This window comes from Geobacillus sp. CX412, from assembly GCF_027942335.1.
In the GTDB taxonomy this organism is placed as follows: Bacteria; Bacillota; Bacilli; order Bacillales; family Anoxybacillaceae; genus Parageobacillus_B; species Parageobacillus_B toebii.
Map to the genome: position 1 here is coordinate 2,458,559 of NZ_CP103461.1, position 16,544 is coordinate 2,475,102.

Below are 16,544 nucleotides of genomic sequence, written 5' to 3' on the forward strand. Positions count from 1 at the left end.
ATTATTTCTCCTCCTTTTCGGCTTTTACCGTTTCCATATATTTCACGTTCCATTTTTCTTTAGACGGCGGAATAACCACTGATGTCAACGGTTCAGAAATTGTAAGCTGCAAATTTTCAACGACAAAATCATCACGAATTGTCGATACTTTTAAACGATTACATAACATTTTTGCATCATCTGCGATTACTTTTACTGTAATTGGCAATGAAGAGATTTTGCTATCTCCGATTTTCGTCGCACCATTAACATCGCGAATCGCCGTCGTGTTTGTAATCCGCTCCTCGGCAATAGCAATTTCTTTCGCACCGTACATGTTTAATTCATTAATAAGCCGGTGCAACAGTTCAGGCGACACCGTTTCCGCAATGGGACCTACGTAATGATCCGAATAAAATGGTTCAATTGTCAAAACAATTCCTGGACCTTCTATTTTTGTCAAACCAGCTTCCTGTTCCAATTCACTTACTGTTTCATGCAAAACGGCTTCTTGATTAGATCGCTGCTTTTGCTTGTAATTCCGTAATTTTTCCTCATAATCCCCGATTTCTAATACAAGTTGTCGCTGCAATTGTTGTTCTTTTTTTAAATCAGCGCGCAGCTCCCAAATATCACGTGTATCGCGAACTTTAGGATGTGACGTTGTCTGAAGTTGAACAGCTAGCATAAATCCAAAAATGGTCGTAATACAAGTAAAATAGATCGTTTTTTTCCGTTCCAATCATCTTCACCATTCTTTCTGCCGAGGCAATTTATGGATGATTAGCATGAAAGATAGGATCTAACACTATTTCATCTTTACTAGCAATCCTTACAATTATGTTATCTTGAATAAGCTGATCCTTTACCCCGCCGGGAATGTTCAAAGCGGAAGCGAGAACCGTTGGATTGCCAATTGCGGAGATGACAAAAGGGGCTGCGTGTTGCGTGCCATCTACTTCGATTACGGGACCATTGCAAACAATGTACGAACGATGGGAAATTCGTTGCCCATTAATGGCGATTGCTTCTGCTCCGGAAATGAGCAGCTCATGAATGACTTTAAAGACATGTTGTTCGTGAACAATGTAGTCTGTCGCACTTTGTTCAGAAGGAATATAAGATGCATCCGATAACGTTATTTCAATTCCTTTTCCTTTTACTTTCGCCTCTCCAACATACATGCGTAGTTTTTCTGCTTGTTTTGCCAAATCCGTATACGATGTTTGTTGTTCTGCTAACGCTTTTTCCATCTCCACAACTTCATTTTGTTTTTGTACTAACTCGTTTTTTAATCGTCGATTTTCTTTCTGTATCTTAATCACTCGCTCTCGGTAATCATACTCCTTTTGCCATTGCCGATCTGTTATATTTCGCTTTGATGCTTCCCTTTTTGTATATTGATAAGAAAACGCCAGCATAGATCCTAGTATAAAACAGATAAAAGAAAGGATGACACGGTTACCTTTCCGCTTTGTCATTGTCATCCTCCTTTTTCGGTTGTTTATAAGCGGTAAAATAATTGCTTACTTCTAAATGGATTACCCCTTTTACGTTTGGATCTAATTGCTGGACAATAGACGGATACAATGACATTTTATCGGCAAAATTTTGTACGTTCGCACTCACTTCAAAACCATCATTCATATAAACAGTAATATGATAACGGTTATCATCGCTCGGTGTATAATGAATTTCAGAAATGGCGTTTAATATCGATGGGGAAAGCTGCGCCAACTGTCCTGCGATTTCTTGAATATCTTCTCCCTTTTTCCAATTAATTAAAATCGGCGCATCGCTTGGCGCGGTTTTTGATGTGTGTTTCTTTAGTATGTAACCATTTTCTAAAAGCGGAAAAAATGTTTGTTGGTCATAAATATAAGCGATTCTCCTCCGCTCTTTCACATGAATGATGATCGTATTTGGGAAATGTTTTTCCAATGATACGCTCTTCACTTCCGGATGTTTCTCCACATTCCGCTTAATTTCGTCTTCTTTTACTTTCCAAAAGCTTGTCCGTTTTGTGATGCCGCTTAACTGTATCACTTGTTTTGCGGAAAGATGATGATTTCCGTTTACTTGAATATGACGGACATAGCTTAATGGTGATTGAAAATAAATCATGCATAAAATGAGAAGAAAAAAGAAAGAGATATACGCGATTAAACGACGATTTGCTTTTTGTCTCCGCCGTTCCTTTAATTTCGGCACCCGTTCCTCAAGAACAACGATTTTTTTTCCTTTTTCCAAAGCCATTCACCGCTTTCCGACATAAGCTCGAAAGCACATCTATAAAAACAAACGGCACACCTCGATGCCGTTGTATTTCTATGTTTGATAAACATAGACAAACTCAATTTTATTATATCATAGCATTATAATATATAAGAGATAGATTTTACAACTTCCGGCCAATAATTTCTACTTCTGTCCGCAAATGAATGCCATGCAATTCATGAATCGTTTTTTTCACAAACTGAATTAAGTCCAGTACATCTTTTGCTTTTGCTTTTCCTGTATTAACGATAAAATTGGCATGCTGTTCAGAAATTTTCGCGCCGCCAATCGTATATCCCTTTAAACCAGCCTCTTCAATCAGTTTTCCAGCATATTGCGGCAAAGGATTGCGGAATATGCTGCCCGCACAAGGTTTATCCCACGGTTGTGTCTCACGGCGATAATCTTTGTTTTTCCGCATTTTTGCAACAATTTCTTCACGGTTCCCGGAAGTAAGCTGAAGTTCCGCTGCTATACAAATTCCACGTCTTTTTGTTTGCAACACAGAAGTGCGATACGCAAATTGCATTTCCTCATTCGTCAGCCATTCCATCATCCCGTCTGGAAATAAAATTAACGCCCTTTTTACGATTTGTGACATATCGGAGCCGTGCGCCCCCGCATTCATATAAACAGCTCCCCCGACCGATCCAGGAATTCCGCCGGCAAATTCTAAACCAGACAACCCTTGTTTGCTCATTAACGTGGCAAGGCGTACTAATGAGTATCCTCCACCGACCGTAACGGTTTCCCCATCAACATGTAATTCATCTAACCCTTCGCCAATTTTGATTACAACCCCTTCGACCCCTTCGTCAGAAACAAGTAAATTCGAACCACGGCCAATCGCGCGCCATGGCACTTCATGCTTTTTTATAATCGCCATTGTTTTTTTCAGGTTTTCTACACTATCTGGTTCGATCAATACATCTGCAGGGCCGCCAACTTTTATCGTCGTATGGTTCGATAAAGGTTCCATTTCCTTCACTTTCCCAACGTTAGCGCTTAATAATTCATTTACCATTGCCTTCATCGCTTTCATCTCCTTTCCCAAACCGCCTATGTATATACGTATGCTCCTTTCATCGTAGATGTCACCTTAACAAAATGAGAGGGTGTCTCTCTAATTTGAGAGATACCCTTCTAGATCGATGAAACTTGAACATTTTGTTTTTTGGTTGTTGGATGCAACGCAACGAATTGGTTTTATTAATATTTTGCATGCTTGCTAATGTTTAGTAAAACCCCAATTGCCATTAACATAAGCGTTAATGATGAACCACCATAGCTTAAAAACGGCAGCGTAATTCCCGTTACCGGCATTAATCCTGTAACAACGCCGATATTAATCATTACTTGAATGGCCACCATCGAAATAATGCCGATGGCAAGAAAACTTCCATACAAATCCGGCGCCCCAAGTGCAATACGCACTCCGCGCCAAAGCAGCAAGCTAAATAAAAGTAAAACAAGCGACCCGCCAATAAACCCAAGTTCTTCTGCTAAAATCGCAAAAATAAAGTCAGTTTGCGGCTCAGGCAAATAAAAAAACTTTTGTCGGCTTTGTCCCAGCCCTAAGCCAAACAAACCTCCAGGGCCAATCGCATATAGCGATTGAATAATTTGAAACCCGCTTCCAAGCGGATCTTCCCAAGGATTCAAAAAAGAAGTAATCCGCTTAATTCGATATGGCGCTGACAAAACAAGAGCAGCAAATCCTGCCAGTCCAAGTATTCCTAATCCGATAAAATGGCTGATGCGCGCACCAGCAACAAAAATCATTGCAATACATGTGCCGACCATTACGGTGCCGGTTCCTAAGTCCGGTTGAAGCATGATCATTCCAAACGCAAAAAACACAAGTGCCAAAGCGGGAAGCAATCCTCGTTTAAACGATGTAATATTTTTTTGGTTTTCCGACAAGTACTTTGCCAAAAAGGCAATCATTGCAAGTTTCATAAATTCGGACGGCTGAATGGAAAACGCCCCAACACCAATCCAGCTGCGTGATCCATTGCGAACCATTCCGACTCCGGGAATTAATACGAGAACAAGCAACAAAAAACAGACGATAATAAGCACTTTCGACCAGTCGCGCCATGTCCAATAATCAATATTCATAATAAAGAACATTGCAATGACTCCCGCGCTGGCAAACAAAAGCTGACGTTTTGCAAAGAAAAACGAATCATGAAACTTATATTCCGCCCAAATGGCACTGGCGCTATACACCATAATAAGCCCAATTGCCAACAACGAAAACGTAAGGATAATCAGCAAAAAATCAGGCGTAGACTTTTTCCGCGGCAATGCCCAACACCTCTACTTTTCTAAACTAGGAGAGAAAAGGCTGTCCTTTCTCTCTATTTCAACTTATGCACGGCATTGATAAAAATGTCTCCTCTTTGTTCAAAAGTTTTATATTGATCCCAGCTTGCACATGCCGGCGACAGTAAAATGACATCACCTGGTTCGGATAGTTGATAAGCAACTGGTACAGCTTTTTCCACATTATCGACATATTCAATCGTTTCTATTCCTGCCTGTTTAGCGACACGAGCTATTTTTGGCGCGGTTTGGCCAAACAATATGATTGCTTTTACGTTATGCAAATAAGGAAGAAGACCATCAAACTCATTGCCGCGGTCTAGCCCACCTGCCAAAAGGATGACAGCATCTTTTTCAAAAGCGGACAGTGCTTTTTGTGTCGCAAGAATATTGGTTGCTTTGGAGTCATTGAAAAACTTTCTCCCATTAATAGTAGCAACATATTGAAGCCGATGCTTCACCCCTGTGAATGCCGTTAAGACTTGGGAAATAGCTTTATTGTCTACGCCTACTAATTTTGCCACAGAAACAGCTGCCAATATATTTTCCAAATTATGTTTTCCTGGAAGTACTATATCGCTGACAGCAATTACCGCTTCATCGTTCCAATAGATCAAACCATCTTTTATATAAGCACCGCGGTCTAACACTTTTGTTGTCGAAAAAGTAACTTTTTGTGCATGAATGTTCTCAGCAAGCTGCATCACAAGTTCATCATCTGCATTAATGACCGCATAATCATCATTTGTCTGGTTTTTAAAAATATTTGCTTTTGCCTGTGCATAAGCTTCTTTTGAACCATGGTAATCTAAATGGGCATCAAAAATGTTTAATAAAACGGAAATACGCGGGCAAAAATCGCGAATTCCCGCTAGCTGGAAGGAGGAAAGTTCCGTTACAAGCCAATTGCCTGCTTCCGCTTTTTTTGCCACTTCACAAGCAGCCATCCCTATATTTCCCGCAAGCAGCGGGCGTTTTTCTCCTTCACGCAGCATCTCAAAAATTAATGTTGTAGTTGTTGTTTTTCCATTGGAACCTGTAATCCCAATAAAAGGTGCCTCCGAAATGTGATACGCTAACTCCACTTCTGTGACAACGGGCAATCCTTTTTCCATTGCTTTTTTTACCATTGGATTCGTATATGGAATGCCAGGGTTTTTCACAACAAAATCAAACGGCTCATCCAAGAGCTCAAGCGGATGCCCGCCGCAAATCACTCGGATTCCCATTTGTTCTAGCTGTTGCGCTTCTTTATTTTCTTCAAACGTCTTTTGATCATTTACCGTGACGTTGGCACCTAGCTCATGAAGCAGTTTTGCCGCTGCAAATCCGCTTTTTGCCAAACCAATGACTAACACCTGACGTTGTTGATAGAAAGCTGCCTGTTTCAATTAAATCCACACCTCGATATAGATTCCTAGCATTGCAAATAATAAGCCGACTGCCCAGAATGTGACGACAACACGCCACTCCGACCAGCCAATCAACTCATAATGATGGTGCAACGGGCTCATGCGAAATACACGTTTTCCCGTTGTTTTAAATGAAATGACTTGAATAATAACGGACAGTGTTTCGATAACAAATACACCGCCAATAACAACAAGCAATATTTCCAACTTCGTTAAAATTGCCACTGTAGCAATCGCGCCGCCTAACGCAAGCGACCCGGTATCTCCCATAAATACTTTTGCTGGATGGGCGTTAAATACTAAAAATCCTAGTACAGCCCCAACAACGGAAACACAAAAAATAGCGATATCATATTGGCCTTGGTTCCAGGCAAGAACGGCATAAGCGCCGAACGCAATGGCCGCTGTCCCAGCCAATAAACCGTCAAGTCCGTCGGTTAAATTGACCGCATTCGAACCGCCGACAAGCATGAAAATAAGCAATAACACATATCCAAAGCCAAGATTAATAGAAAGATCTGTCCCTGGAATATGTAAGGCAGTAGAAAAACCACTGCGCTGATATACAAAATAAAAAACAATTGCAATAATTAATTGCCCAATTAACTTTTGTCTGCTCGTCAACCCAAGATTCCGTTTCATCACCACTTTAATAAAATCATCCAAAAAGCCAAGCAATCCATAACCAATCGTTACAAAAAGCAATAAATATGTTTCAACGGAAAGAGTTGCAAATTTTCTCGTCATCAATAACGTTGTCACAACGATGGAAAGTAAAATCATAATACCTCCCATCGTCGGGGTGCCTGATTTTTTTTGATGCGATTTCGGTCCTTCTTCCCGTATGCTTTGCCCGAATTTTAACCGTCTTAAAAACGGAATAAACAATGGCGATAATATAACAGTAATCAGAAAGGAAAGAACAATGGCTAAAACAATGACTTGCTCTAGCATGATCGGTCACATCCTTCTTGTCCTTGAACACGCATCCATTTCTGTTGCAGCCGTTTAAGAGCAGCGAGCACCGCTATATCATATGAATGATTTTGTTCATTATGAGCAGAAATGGTAAGGTTAAACTTTGTTTTTTCGCTCTTATTGTTTTCCCATTGCCCATACATATCTAAAAGCTCCTCTAATGCTTGAATTGGTGATGAAACAAAAAAGACCGGAAACTGATTTGGAATGTAACGCGGCAATTCATCGCCTTCTTGCCAAAACGCGGCGATTGCTCCATGTTCAATCGCAATTTTTAACGTTTCCATCCCATGCCCAAGCGGAACGAATAACCCTTTTGGGGCATGTTCATAAGGATCTACAAACACATGGTGAAACGTAATCGCATCATCGACAATGCCACGAGCCTGTTTACATAACCGTTTGACCATTTCATATGTCAACATATGTTCTTCCGCTCCTTAATCGCTTCCCGGGCAACAAGCCGATCATCAAAATCAATGACGCGATCGCCAATAATTTGGTACGTTTCATGCCCTTTGCCTGCGATTAAAATAATATCTCCTTCTTGCGCTTGTTCAATCGCGTAATAAATCGCCTCCTTGCGATCGACAATCGTTACATAACGCTCGCTGGAAACACCTGCTTCCATATCGCGCAAAATTTGTTCAGGCTCTTCGGAACGCGGATTATCAGAAGTGAAAATGGCCACATCGGCGTATTTGACCGCTGTTTTTGCCATAAGCGGCCGTTTTGTACGGTCTCGGTCACCGCCGCAGCCAACAACAACGTAAACTTTTTTCTGAGCAAATTGCCGAATTGTTTTTAAGACATTTTCCAAACTATCTGGCGTATGAGCATAATCAACGATTACTGTAAAGTTTTGCCCTTCATCGACTGTTTCAAACCGTCCCGCAACCCCAGAAATTTCTTCAATCGCCTCTACAATAACAGAAAATGGAATACCAGACACAAGAGAGGCGGAAACAGCTGCGAGCAAATTATATACGTTAAACAATCCGATTAACCTTGTTTTGACCCGAACAGTACCGTGCGGTGTGATCAGATCAAACGACATTCCGCTTGGAACAATATCAATTCGCTTTGCCATAATATCGCTATCTGTTTCAATTCCGTATGTAATAACGGTTGCAGCCGTCATATGCTTATAATATTGTGAAGCAGGATCATCGTTGTTTAATACCGCAAACTTTGGCCGTTTGTGATCATAACGATTTCCGAGCTGGGAAAACAGCAATCCTTTCGCATTGCGGTATTCTTCCATTGTCTCGTGGTAATCGAGATGATCTTGCGTTAAATTAGTAAACACAGCAACATCATAGTCACAGCCGTGCACGCGTCCCATATGAAGGGCATGCGAAGACACTTCCATGACCGCAACATCGACACCTTCGTCCACCATTTGTTTAAACGTTCGTTGCAACAGCAACGATTCTGGCGTCGTATTTTTCGTTGGATACGTATCATCGCCAATTTTAATATGCACCGTTCCAATTAGCCCCGTTTTTTTATTCGCCTTTCTAGCGATGTGCTCTATTATATGAGTCGTTGTCGTTTTCCCATTTGTGCCCGTAACCCCGATTAAATGTAACTGATGGGTCGGCTGTCCGTAAAACGCATCGGCAAGCACCGCCATTGCGCGCCGGCTATCACGAACGACAATAACGGGCGCATCTACATCAAGTGGTCGTTCGGCAATGATGGCTACAGCACCATTTTCGACTGCCTGTTTCGCAAAATCGTGGCCGTCCACTGTAAATCCTTTGATGCAAATAAATAATGATCCTTTTTTTACTTCTCTCGAATCCATTTCAATGGAAGTAATTGTCGGGTTTTCACCGACATACGTTGTAAAATCATGCAAATACGAAAGCAGCGTCTGCAGCTTCATTTTTGTTCATTCCTTTCGCTTCATAGTCCTTTAGAAGAAAACAATGAAAAGCGGAAAAAAGGGGCGAGATAGGATATATGACAACTTACATCAGCCGCCCCCTTGATACATCGATATATTGATCGCTTTCATCGAACTTCTTTTTTAGAAGACGTCTTTGATGCTAAGTAAATGCGAATAGTGGAACCTTCTTTCACTTTCACCCCAGGTTCTGGAGCTTGCTCAATAACAACATCACCTTCTCCACTAACATCTAATTTTAAGTTAAAAAGTTGCTCTTGCAAGTCTTTTTTTGATAAGCCGATTAAATTTGGAACTTCGACCATTTTCGGATCATTCCACGCCCGTTCTTTTTCTATTTGGCCTTTGCGTGGTTTCACGCCAAGTGTACGTAGACTATCCTCCATAATTTTTCCGACGATTGGAGCAGAGACGACACCACCGAATTGAACCGTTCCTTTCGGATTGTCGACAGCAACATAAACGACAAGCTGTGGGTCATCCGCCGGAGCAAATCCGATAAAAGAAACGATATGATTATCTTTTAAATATCGGCCGCCTTTCGCTTTTTGTGCTGTTCCTGTTTTTCCGCCAACACGATATCCCTCTATATAGGCACCTTTTCCTGTCCCTTGTGCAACAACGCTCTCTAGAGCATAACGAATTTGTTTCGACGTTTCCTCGGAAATAACGCGTCGCTTCGCCTTTAGTGTATTGCGGCTTACTACCTTTCCTGTTTCAGGATCAACCCATTGCTTCGCAATATATGGCGTGTACAAAATTCCACCATTTACTGCCGCAGAAACAGCTGCCACTTGCTGAATCGGTGTCACCGACACCCCTTGCCCAAAGGCCGTTGTTGCTTGTTCGACAGGCCCAACGCGTTTCAAATCAAATAAAATTCCGGTTCCTTCCCCCTGCAAGTCAATGCCTGTTTTTTCACCAAAGCCAAACTCCTTAATGTAGTGAAACAATTTTTCTTTCCCAAGGCGTTCCCCTAACTCTACAAAACCTGGGTTACAAGAGTTTTGCACAACTTCTAAAAAAGTTTGCGATCCATGCCCGCCTTTTTTCCAGCAACGTAATGTTGCACCGGCAACTTTTACATATCCTGGATCATAAAAATGATCTTTCAATAAATTTACTTTTTTTTCTTCCAACGCCGCAGCAAGCGTAATAATTTTAAACGTCGAACCAGGTTCATACGTACTCCAAATCGGCAAGTTGCGGTTATAAATTTCCGCTGGGACGTTTCGATAGTTTGCCGGGTCAAATGTTGGACGGCTCGCCATTGCCAAAATTTCTCCCGTATTCGGGTTCATTGCAACTGCAATAATGCCGTCTGGATTATACTTTGCTTCGGCAATATCGAGTTCCCGCTCCACGATTGTTTGGATACGCGAATCAATCGTAAGCACTAAATTTAACCCATCTGTTGGCGGCGTATAATCATCTGCCATATTAGGCATTCTTTTTCCTTTTGCGTCCGAATAAAATTGCACCGAACCGCGTTGACCGCTCAATTCTTTATCATAATAGAGCTCTAATCCCATCAAGCCCTGGTTATCGATGCCGGTAAATCCTAAAACATGGGACAAATAACTGCCGAACGGATAATAACGTTTCGTATCTTCCGCGATATATACCCCTTTTAAGCCGAGTGCCCGAATTTCTTTTGCTTTTTCATTCGATATTTTCCTACCTTCTGGAATACGCTCGATCGACGTTTTTTTCGTAATATGTTTATACGCTTTTTCGACGGGCATATTTAACACTTTCGCTAACTTTTCTGCCGTCTCGGCCGGATTTTCAATCTGGCGCGGAATGACGTATACTGTTGGAGCGCTCATATTCGTAGCGAGCGGAACGCCATTGCGATCCAAAATTTCTCCGCGCTTCGGCTCAAATGGAATATTTCGGCTCCATGAATCTTTCGCTCTTTCTGTTAACATATCACCTAATATAAATTGAACATATCCGAGACGAATGTCAATAATCGCAAAAATAAACACCCCAACTAGAAACACGATCATTAGCCGTTTGCGGACAGTGACGTGGGAAACACGCATATAGTGGAACCTCCTTTATGATAGGCTCGTTCCACTATATGCTTGTACGCTTCATTATAGAACGTCTTAAATCAATCCACTGGTCCGTCGCTTTTTTTCTCGGATGCTTCTTTTTGTTCTTGTTCCATTCTCTCATTCCATTTTCGCGGTTCTTCTAATTCTACAATTAAGTAATCACCTTTCTTTACTAATGCACCTGGCCGAATATTTTGGCTGACGACATACCCATTTCCTTTCGTGCTCGGACGAAGCTCTAGCAGTTCCGCTACTTTCATCACATCTCTTAGCGACCAGCCGCGCACATCCGGCATCACTGCTTCCCCGTCCGTTTTTAGCACAACCCGCTCTCCAGCGATTACTTTATCACCAGATAACGGTACATGTTCTTCAATTTGCCGCCCATTTCCAATTACAATTGGGACAAGCCCTCTTTCCTTTAGTTCTTTCACTACTTCTTCTGTAGAACGACCCGCGTAAGAACCGATTTCAATTCCTTTTGATTTTTCCTTTGACGCCTTCTTATTGGAAGAAGGCTGAATGTGCAAATATTGAAGACTATTTTTCATCACGCTAGTAAAAATATGAGAAACAGGAGCTGCCCCTGTCTCCGTATAGGATAGTTTTGGCTGCTGAACTGCGACATACATAATTAAACGCGGGTCTTCTTTCGGGGCCATTCCTAAAAAAGAGAAAATATAGTTTTCATAGCCGGTTAAATATCCTCCTCTTGGTGACGGAATTTGTGCTGTTCCTGTTTTTCCAGCAACTCGGTACCCTTCAATTTGATACGGACGCCCCGTTCCTTTCTCCGAAGTAACTACCGTTTCTAATATATCTAACACTTGTTTAGCCGTTTCTTTTGTAATTGGTTGTTCCACTACTTCTGGCTTGTTTCTTGCAATCACTTTTCCTGTATCCGGGTCAACAATACGATCGACCACATATGGCTTCATCATTTTTCCGCCGTTTGCAATCGCGGTTGCGGCTTGAATTTGTTGGATTGGTGTCACCGATGTTCCTTGACCAAATCCTGTCGTTATTCTTTCAATCGGATATTTGTAATGAATTTGCCCTACCGCTTCTCCTGGAAGGTCTATACCAGTTTTTTTGTCAAAATGGAAACGATGCAAATATTGCAAAAAGCGGTCTTCTCCTAACTTTTCTTTTACTAAAATAGAAAAAGCGACATTAGAAGAGCGTTGTACTCCTTCGTTAAACGTAATCGTTCCCCAACCTACTTTGTTATGGTCACGAATAATATTTGGTCCCACTTTATAATAGCCAGACCGATACTGTTCATTCCCGTTATACACACCTTCATTAATTGCAGCCGCAAGCGTAAAAATTTTCATTGTCGAACCAGGCTCATACGGATAGGAAATCGCATCGTTGAAATAGTTTTGTATATTGCGCTTATTTGGATCAAAACCCGGTCTTGTTCCCATTGCTAAGATCTTTCCTGTTTTCGGATCTGCAACAATCGCAATTATTTTTTTCGGCTTATATTGTTTTTCCACATCGTTCATCGCATCTTCTAAAAACGTTTGAATCTTTTGGTCGATCGTTAAATAAACATTCGCTCCATTATCCGGTGGAACGACGGTTTCTTTCGTATTTGGAAGGCGAAATCCGCTGATATCCCCGGCAAAAGATACGTAACCGTCTTTTTCACGCAAATGCTTATCTAAGCTTTTCTCAATCCCCATTTTTCCAACTGTTTCATTTTTTTTATTATTTTTTTGTACGTAACCAATTACGTACGAGGCAAAATTGCCATTTGGATAAAATCGTTTTGTATCACGAATAAACCCAATCCCTGGCAGATTTAATGCTTCAATTTTTTCTTTCAGTTCATAGCTAATATTTCGTCCATTTGCGCCAAATTCCACTTGTTTTGCATCTTTTGTTAAAATTCGTTTCACTTCATCTACATCCATCTTTAGCAATGGGGCTAATTTTTTTGCTGTTTTTTGTGGGTCAACAACATGTCTCGGATGATCAGGATCTGTCGTCATTTTTGGATCAAGGACAGCTATAACTGTATATGACGGCACATCTTGAGCAAGCACTTCGCCATTTCGGTCAAAAATGGTTCCGCGCTTTGCTTCGATCGTTCGCTTTTGTTTATACTTTTCCTCCGCCTTTGCCGCTAACACTTGGCCATCAGCAACTCCCGTTACCTGCAACTGAATAAAACGAGCCAATAACACAAAAAAGAGCAGACTGAATAAGAAAAATAATATAGCTGCTCCTTTATGTGTATTGCTATGCTTTTTCCTTTCCATCGGCGATCATTCCTGTACAACTTTTACATTATTTTCGTTTAGTGAGAGACCGAGTTCTTTCGCTTTTTGCAAAATCCGTTCATATGTGCTTAATTGTTGAACTTCAACATATAAATCATTATTTTGCTTTTTCTGTTCTTGAACCGTTTCTTGTAGCTGTTGAATTTCTTTATTTACTTGATAAATCTTCACTTGATTGGACACAATATGCACTGCTGCATACATAGCAAATACGCAAAACGATAGGAATAAAAGCTTTTCCCCTAACGTAAAGCGAATTTTTAGCTTTCGTTGCTTTCTAGTGCGCGGACGTGATGACGGACGTTGTCGTTCATGAATTTTTACTGCCGTATTATTCATTGTTTTTCCCTCCTGTCATTAGTGATTCAACATCGTTTTTTGTTCATAGCTTTTCGGCGATACGCAGCTTTGCAGAACGCGCGCGATGATTATGTTCGATCTCTTCCTCGGAAGGGACAATCGGCTTTTTCGTGATAATTTTTAATGCCGGGCGGTATTGATCAGGAATGAGCGGAAGCCCAGGAGGAAGCTGTGGGCCTTGGCTTGCTTCTTTAAAAGCCACTTTACAAATGCGGTCTTCTAATGAATGGAACGTAATAACACTAATTCTTCCACCTGATTTTAATAAATCAATCGCCTGTGTAATCGCCTCTTTGAATGCTTGCAGCTCATCATTTACGGCAATTCGTATCGCTTGAAAAATTCGTTTGGCCGGATGCCCTCCGCTTCGCCTTGCCGGCGCCGGGATAGCTTCTTTAATGATGTCAACTAATTGCCCGGTTGTTTCAATTCGCTTTTCTTTGCGAACTTCTTCGATTTTCCTCGCCACTTGCTTCGAAAATTTTTCTTCACCATAATGGAAAAAGATATGTACGAGCTCCTCATATGGCCAATGATTAACGATATCATAAGCCGTTAATGATTGCTCGCGATTCATTCGCATATCTAACGGTGCATCATGGTGATAACTAAATCCTCGTTCTGGTGTATCTAACTGCGGTGAGGACACTCCTAAGTCAAACAAAATTCCATCCACTCTATGAACTCCCCTCGCCGCTAGCTCTTCCGCAAGAAAGCGAAAATTTCTGCGAATAAACGTCACCTGTTTTTCATAACGGGCTAATCTTTTTTTCGCATACTCGATCGCCATATCATCTTGATCAAACGCAAATAGTCTTCCGTCCTCTGACAGTTGTGAAAGTAAATATTCACTATGTCCTCCACCGCCAAGGGTGCAATCGACATAAATTCCATCCGGTTTTATATGGAGTCCATCTACTGCTTCCTTTAATAGCACTGTCGTATGTTGAAACACATGTTCACCACCTTTAATCACTCATTGCTGCAACATATGGCATACGAAAATAAACGTCGTGGAAAATCAGCTAGGAAAGCTTCGTTATTCATATAGAGCGATCATTTACTTATTATACTGCAAAACACAACAAAATTTTAGCTTTTTTTGTAAAAACTCGTCTTCTTCTGTTTACTTTTGTCGTATTTCGGCAGCTCACAATAAATACGAACCAATATTTGTTATTTTACTTTTATTTCCATTTCAATTTCTGTATGTCTACTATTTCATTCCGATAAAAAAAAATCCTGCATAAAACAGGACTTTTCTTTTCGACTTTTTCTTGTAAAAACTATTATATATATACAATTTTATGCATGCCGTTCCATTGGTAATTAAGATGTAAAAGTTTCTCTAAAAAATTGAACCCATATTTATTGATGTAGTAGAAAATATTCCAAATCCGCTCCTGAGGCGCTTGATTCGGCATTAACGACATTTCCACACGTGAAAATTTTCGCAACTCCACCTCATATTTCCTTATTAATGCTCGTTGCAACGTTTGCTGAAGAAAATCGATTTGCGCTTGAAGAAGAGTTGCATTTTTCGTCAACAACCCCGCCAATCCGCGATCAATTTCCATTCCAAATTCCCGAAGCGGGCGATGAATTTCTTCGATTTCCGCTTTTGCTTTCGCAAACATTTCTTCAAGCGGATAACGAGTTTGCTGCGCTAACCATTGCTGTTTCGCTTCTTCTAGCCGTCCTTTGAAAACATCCATGATATCGATCCCGATTTCAGCTAAATCGGTTTGAATGGAGCGTTCTACAATAGTGATGTTGACACGCGGGATGACTGGCGGCATTTTGAAACCAAATATCGAAAACGCCTCTTTCAGCTCTGCCCAATATGCAATTTCTCCAGGACCAGCGACAAACGCCAATGTCGGCAACAAAAATTCTTGCATAAGCGGCCGGGTCACGACATTATTGCTTAAATGGCCAGGTTTGGTTTTAGCAAGTTGTATTAATTCATCTTTGGAGAAAACAAATTCTCCTTTTTTACTATGAAATACCTCTTTTTGTGGATCATGCTCGAGCAGCCACCGTTGTCTCCCATCATAATAAAACAAGTTTGCACAATGTGGCTGAATATCTAACGTATTTTTATATCCGAGCTGCCGAAGCTGATGCTGCTTTCGCAAAACAGCATTCGTCACCTTGCGATGGCATTCAATCAAAGCAGTAAAAAAGCTGCTCTCGATTGCGCGCAACGGGACATCGGCTGCATTAAGAACAACCAATCCTTCAGAAGCAAATAGACGTAAAACGATAGAAGCAAAAAAGTCAACGAACGTTTTCGATTGGTCTAAACATTGGAATAGAAAATCAAGCAACTTATTTGTCGTTTCTGTTTCTCCATATGTTTTCACAATATTAGTAATCCAAGTGGAACAAACTTGATGATCTAATGGTACATCCGATACCATACGCTTTTCTTGCGGAATATCAGGGTAAACATATTTCTTAATTTTTCTATCTTCGGCAATGTACACGTGGTTTACTTCGGCAATATCATGGTCTTCACCAGCAATCCAAAAAAGCGGAACGACCGGCACGCCTAATTTTCTTTCTTGCTCTTTAGCAAGCTTGATGATCGAGATAATTTTATAAATCGTATAAAGCGGCCCGGTCAATAATCCGGCTTGTTGCCCGCCTACTACTACTACACTTTCAGGATGAAGCAATTTTTCAATATTGTAAAATGTTTCGGAACTCGCGTGAAATCGCTGATGATACGAACGTAAATATTCCACAAGTTCGCGGCGTGGATACGCTCTTCCTTTTATATCATCGAGCCGCCTCCAAAATACATCTTCCGCCTGAAGGGAGTAAGAAAAACCTTTTTCAATCGGAAAAGTACCATTTATGTAATCGGTTGCTAACGGTGTCGTAGCAGCCAGAGAAATTTCCCGAACTTCCATGTTTAGAAACTTCCTTTCTTATCTTA

The 16,544-nt window shown here is 41.0% G+C and carries 14 protein-coding genes; all 14 read right to left on the reverse strand.

What is annotated here, in order from left to right:
- Window position 1 precedes the first annotated feature (1 nt).
- Window positions 2-721 carry a DUF881 domain-containing protein gene (locus tag NXM86_RS12765; protein WP_309217767.1) on the reverse strand — a complete coding sequence of 240 codons (720 nt, stop codon included), beginning with the start codon at window positions 719-721 and terminating at the stop codon, window positions 2-4.
- A 31-nt stretch (window positions 722-752) separates the two neighbouring features.
- Window positions 753-1,460 carry a DUF881 domain-containing protein gene (locus tag NXM86_RS12770; RefSeq protein WP_062753476.1) on the reverse strand — a complete coding sequence of 236 codons (708 nt, stop codon included), beginning with the start codon at window positions 1,458-1,460 and terminating at the stop codon, window positions 753-755.
- Window positions 1,441-2,235 (reverse strand): cell division protein FtsQ/DivIB, encoded by a 795-nt coding sequence (locus NXM86_RS12775; RefSeq protein ID WP_062753478.1) that lies wholly within the window; start codon window positions 2,233-2,235, stop codon window positions 1,441-1,443. Before NXM86_RS12775 ends, NXM86_RS12770 begins: the two co-directional genes overlap by 20 nt.
- A 142-nt stretch (window positions 2,236-2,377) precedes the next feature.
- The gene (murB, locus tag NXM86_RS12780; RefSeq protein ID WP_062753480.1) at window positions 2,378-3,289 is read right to left on the reverse strand and encodes a UDP-N-acetylmuramate dehydrogenase; all 912 of its coding nucleotides are present in this window, start codon (window positions 3,287-3,289) and stop codon (window positions 2,378-2,380) included.
- 176 nt (window positions 3,290-3,465) lie between these two features.
- Window positions 3,466-4,566, reverse strand: a complete 1,101-nt coding sequence (gene spoVE, locus NXM86_RS12785; RefSeq protein WP_062753483.1) for a stage V sporulation protein E — start codon at window positions 4,564-4,566, stop codon at window positions 3,466-3,468.
- Window positions 4,567-4,619: 53 nt separating this feature from the next.
- Complete coding sequence (gene murD, locus NXM86_RS12790; RefSeq protein ID WP_081189426.1) at window positions 4,620-5,975, reverse strand: UDP-N-acetylmuramoyl-L-alanine--D-glutamate ligase; 1,356 nt, start codon at window positions 5,973-5,975, stop codon at window positions 4,620-4,622.
- Window positions 5,976-6,950 carry a phospho-N-acetylmuramoyl-pentapeptide-transferase gene (gene mraY, locus NXM86_RS12795; RefSeq protein ID WP_062753487.1) on the reverse strand — a complete coding sequence of 325 codons (975 nt, stop codon included), beginning with the start codon at window positions 6,948-6,950 and terminating at the stop codon, window positions 5,976-5,978. It abuts the gene before it with no gap.
- Window positions 6,944-7,399 (reverse strand): hypothetical protein, encoded by a 456-nt coding sequence (locus NXM86_RS12800; RefSeq protein WP_062753489.1) that lies wholly within the window; start codon window positions 7,397-7,399, stop codon window positions 6,944-6,946. Before NXM86_RS12800 ends, mraY begins: the two co-directional genes overlap by 7 nt.
- Window positions 7,393-8,865, reverse strand: coding sequence for a UDP-N-acetylmuramoyl-L-alanyl-D-glutamate--2,6-diaminopimelate ligase (locus NXM86_RS12805; RefSeq protein WP_062753491.1), 1,473 nt, complete (start codon window positions 8,863-8,865; stop codon window positions 7,393-7,395). The genes NXM86_RS12800 and NXM86_RS12805 overlap by 7 nt, the downstream gene beginning before the upstream one ends.
- 128 nt (window positions 8,866-8,993) lie before the next feature.
- Window positions 8,994-10,934 carry a stage V sporulation protein D gene (locus NXM86_RS12810; protein WP_089097042.1) on the reverse strand — a complete coding sequence of 647 codons (1,941 nt, stop codon included), beginning with the start codon at window positions 10,932-10,934 and terminating at the stop codon, window positions 8,994-8,996.
- Window positions 10,935-11,005: 71 nt separating this feature from the next.
- Entirely contained in the window at window positions 11,006-13,219 is a 2,214-nt protein-coding gene (locus tag NXM86_RS12815) for a penicillin-binding protein (RefSeq protein WP_498958116.1), read from the reverse strand.
- Window positions 13,220-13,225: 6 nt separating this feature from the next.
- Window positions 13,226-13,579, reverse strand: coding sequence for a cell division protein FtsL (gene ftsL, locus NXM86_RS12820; RefSeq protein ID WP_015863349.1), 354 nt, complete (start codon window positions 13,577-13,579; stop codon window positions 13,226-13,228).
- Window positions 13,580-13,622: 43 nt separating this feature from the next.
- Window positions 13,623-14,555, reverse strand: a complete 933-nt coding sequence (gene rsmH, locus NXM86_RS12825; RefSeq protein WP_081189430.1) for a 16S rRNA (cytosine(1402)-N(4))-methyltransferase RsmH — start codon at window positions 14,553-14,555, stop codon at window positions 13,623-13,625.
- A 334-nt stretch (window positions 14,556-14,889) separates the two neighbouring features.
- Window positions 14,890-16,518, reverse strand: coding sequence for a bacillithiol biosynthesis cysteine-adding enzyme BshC (bshC, locus tag NXM86_RS12830; protein ID WP_498958117.1), 1,629 nt, complete (start codon window positions 16,516-16,518; stop codon window positions 14,890-14,892).
- Between the last annotated feature and the right edge of the window lie 26 nt (window positions 16,519-16,544).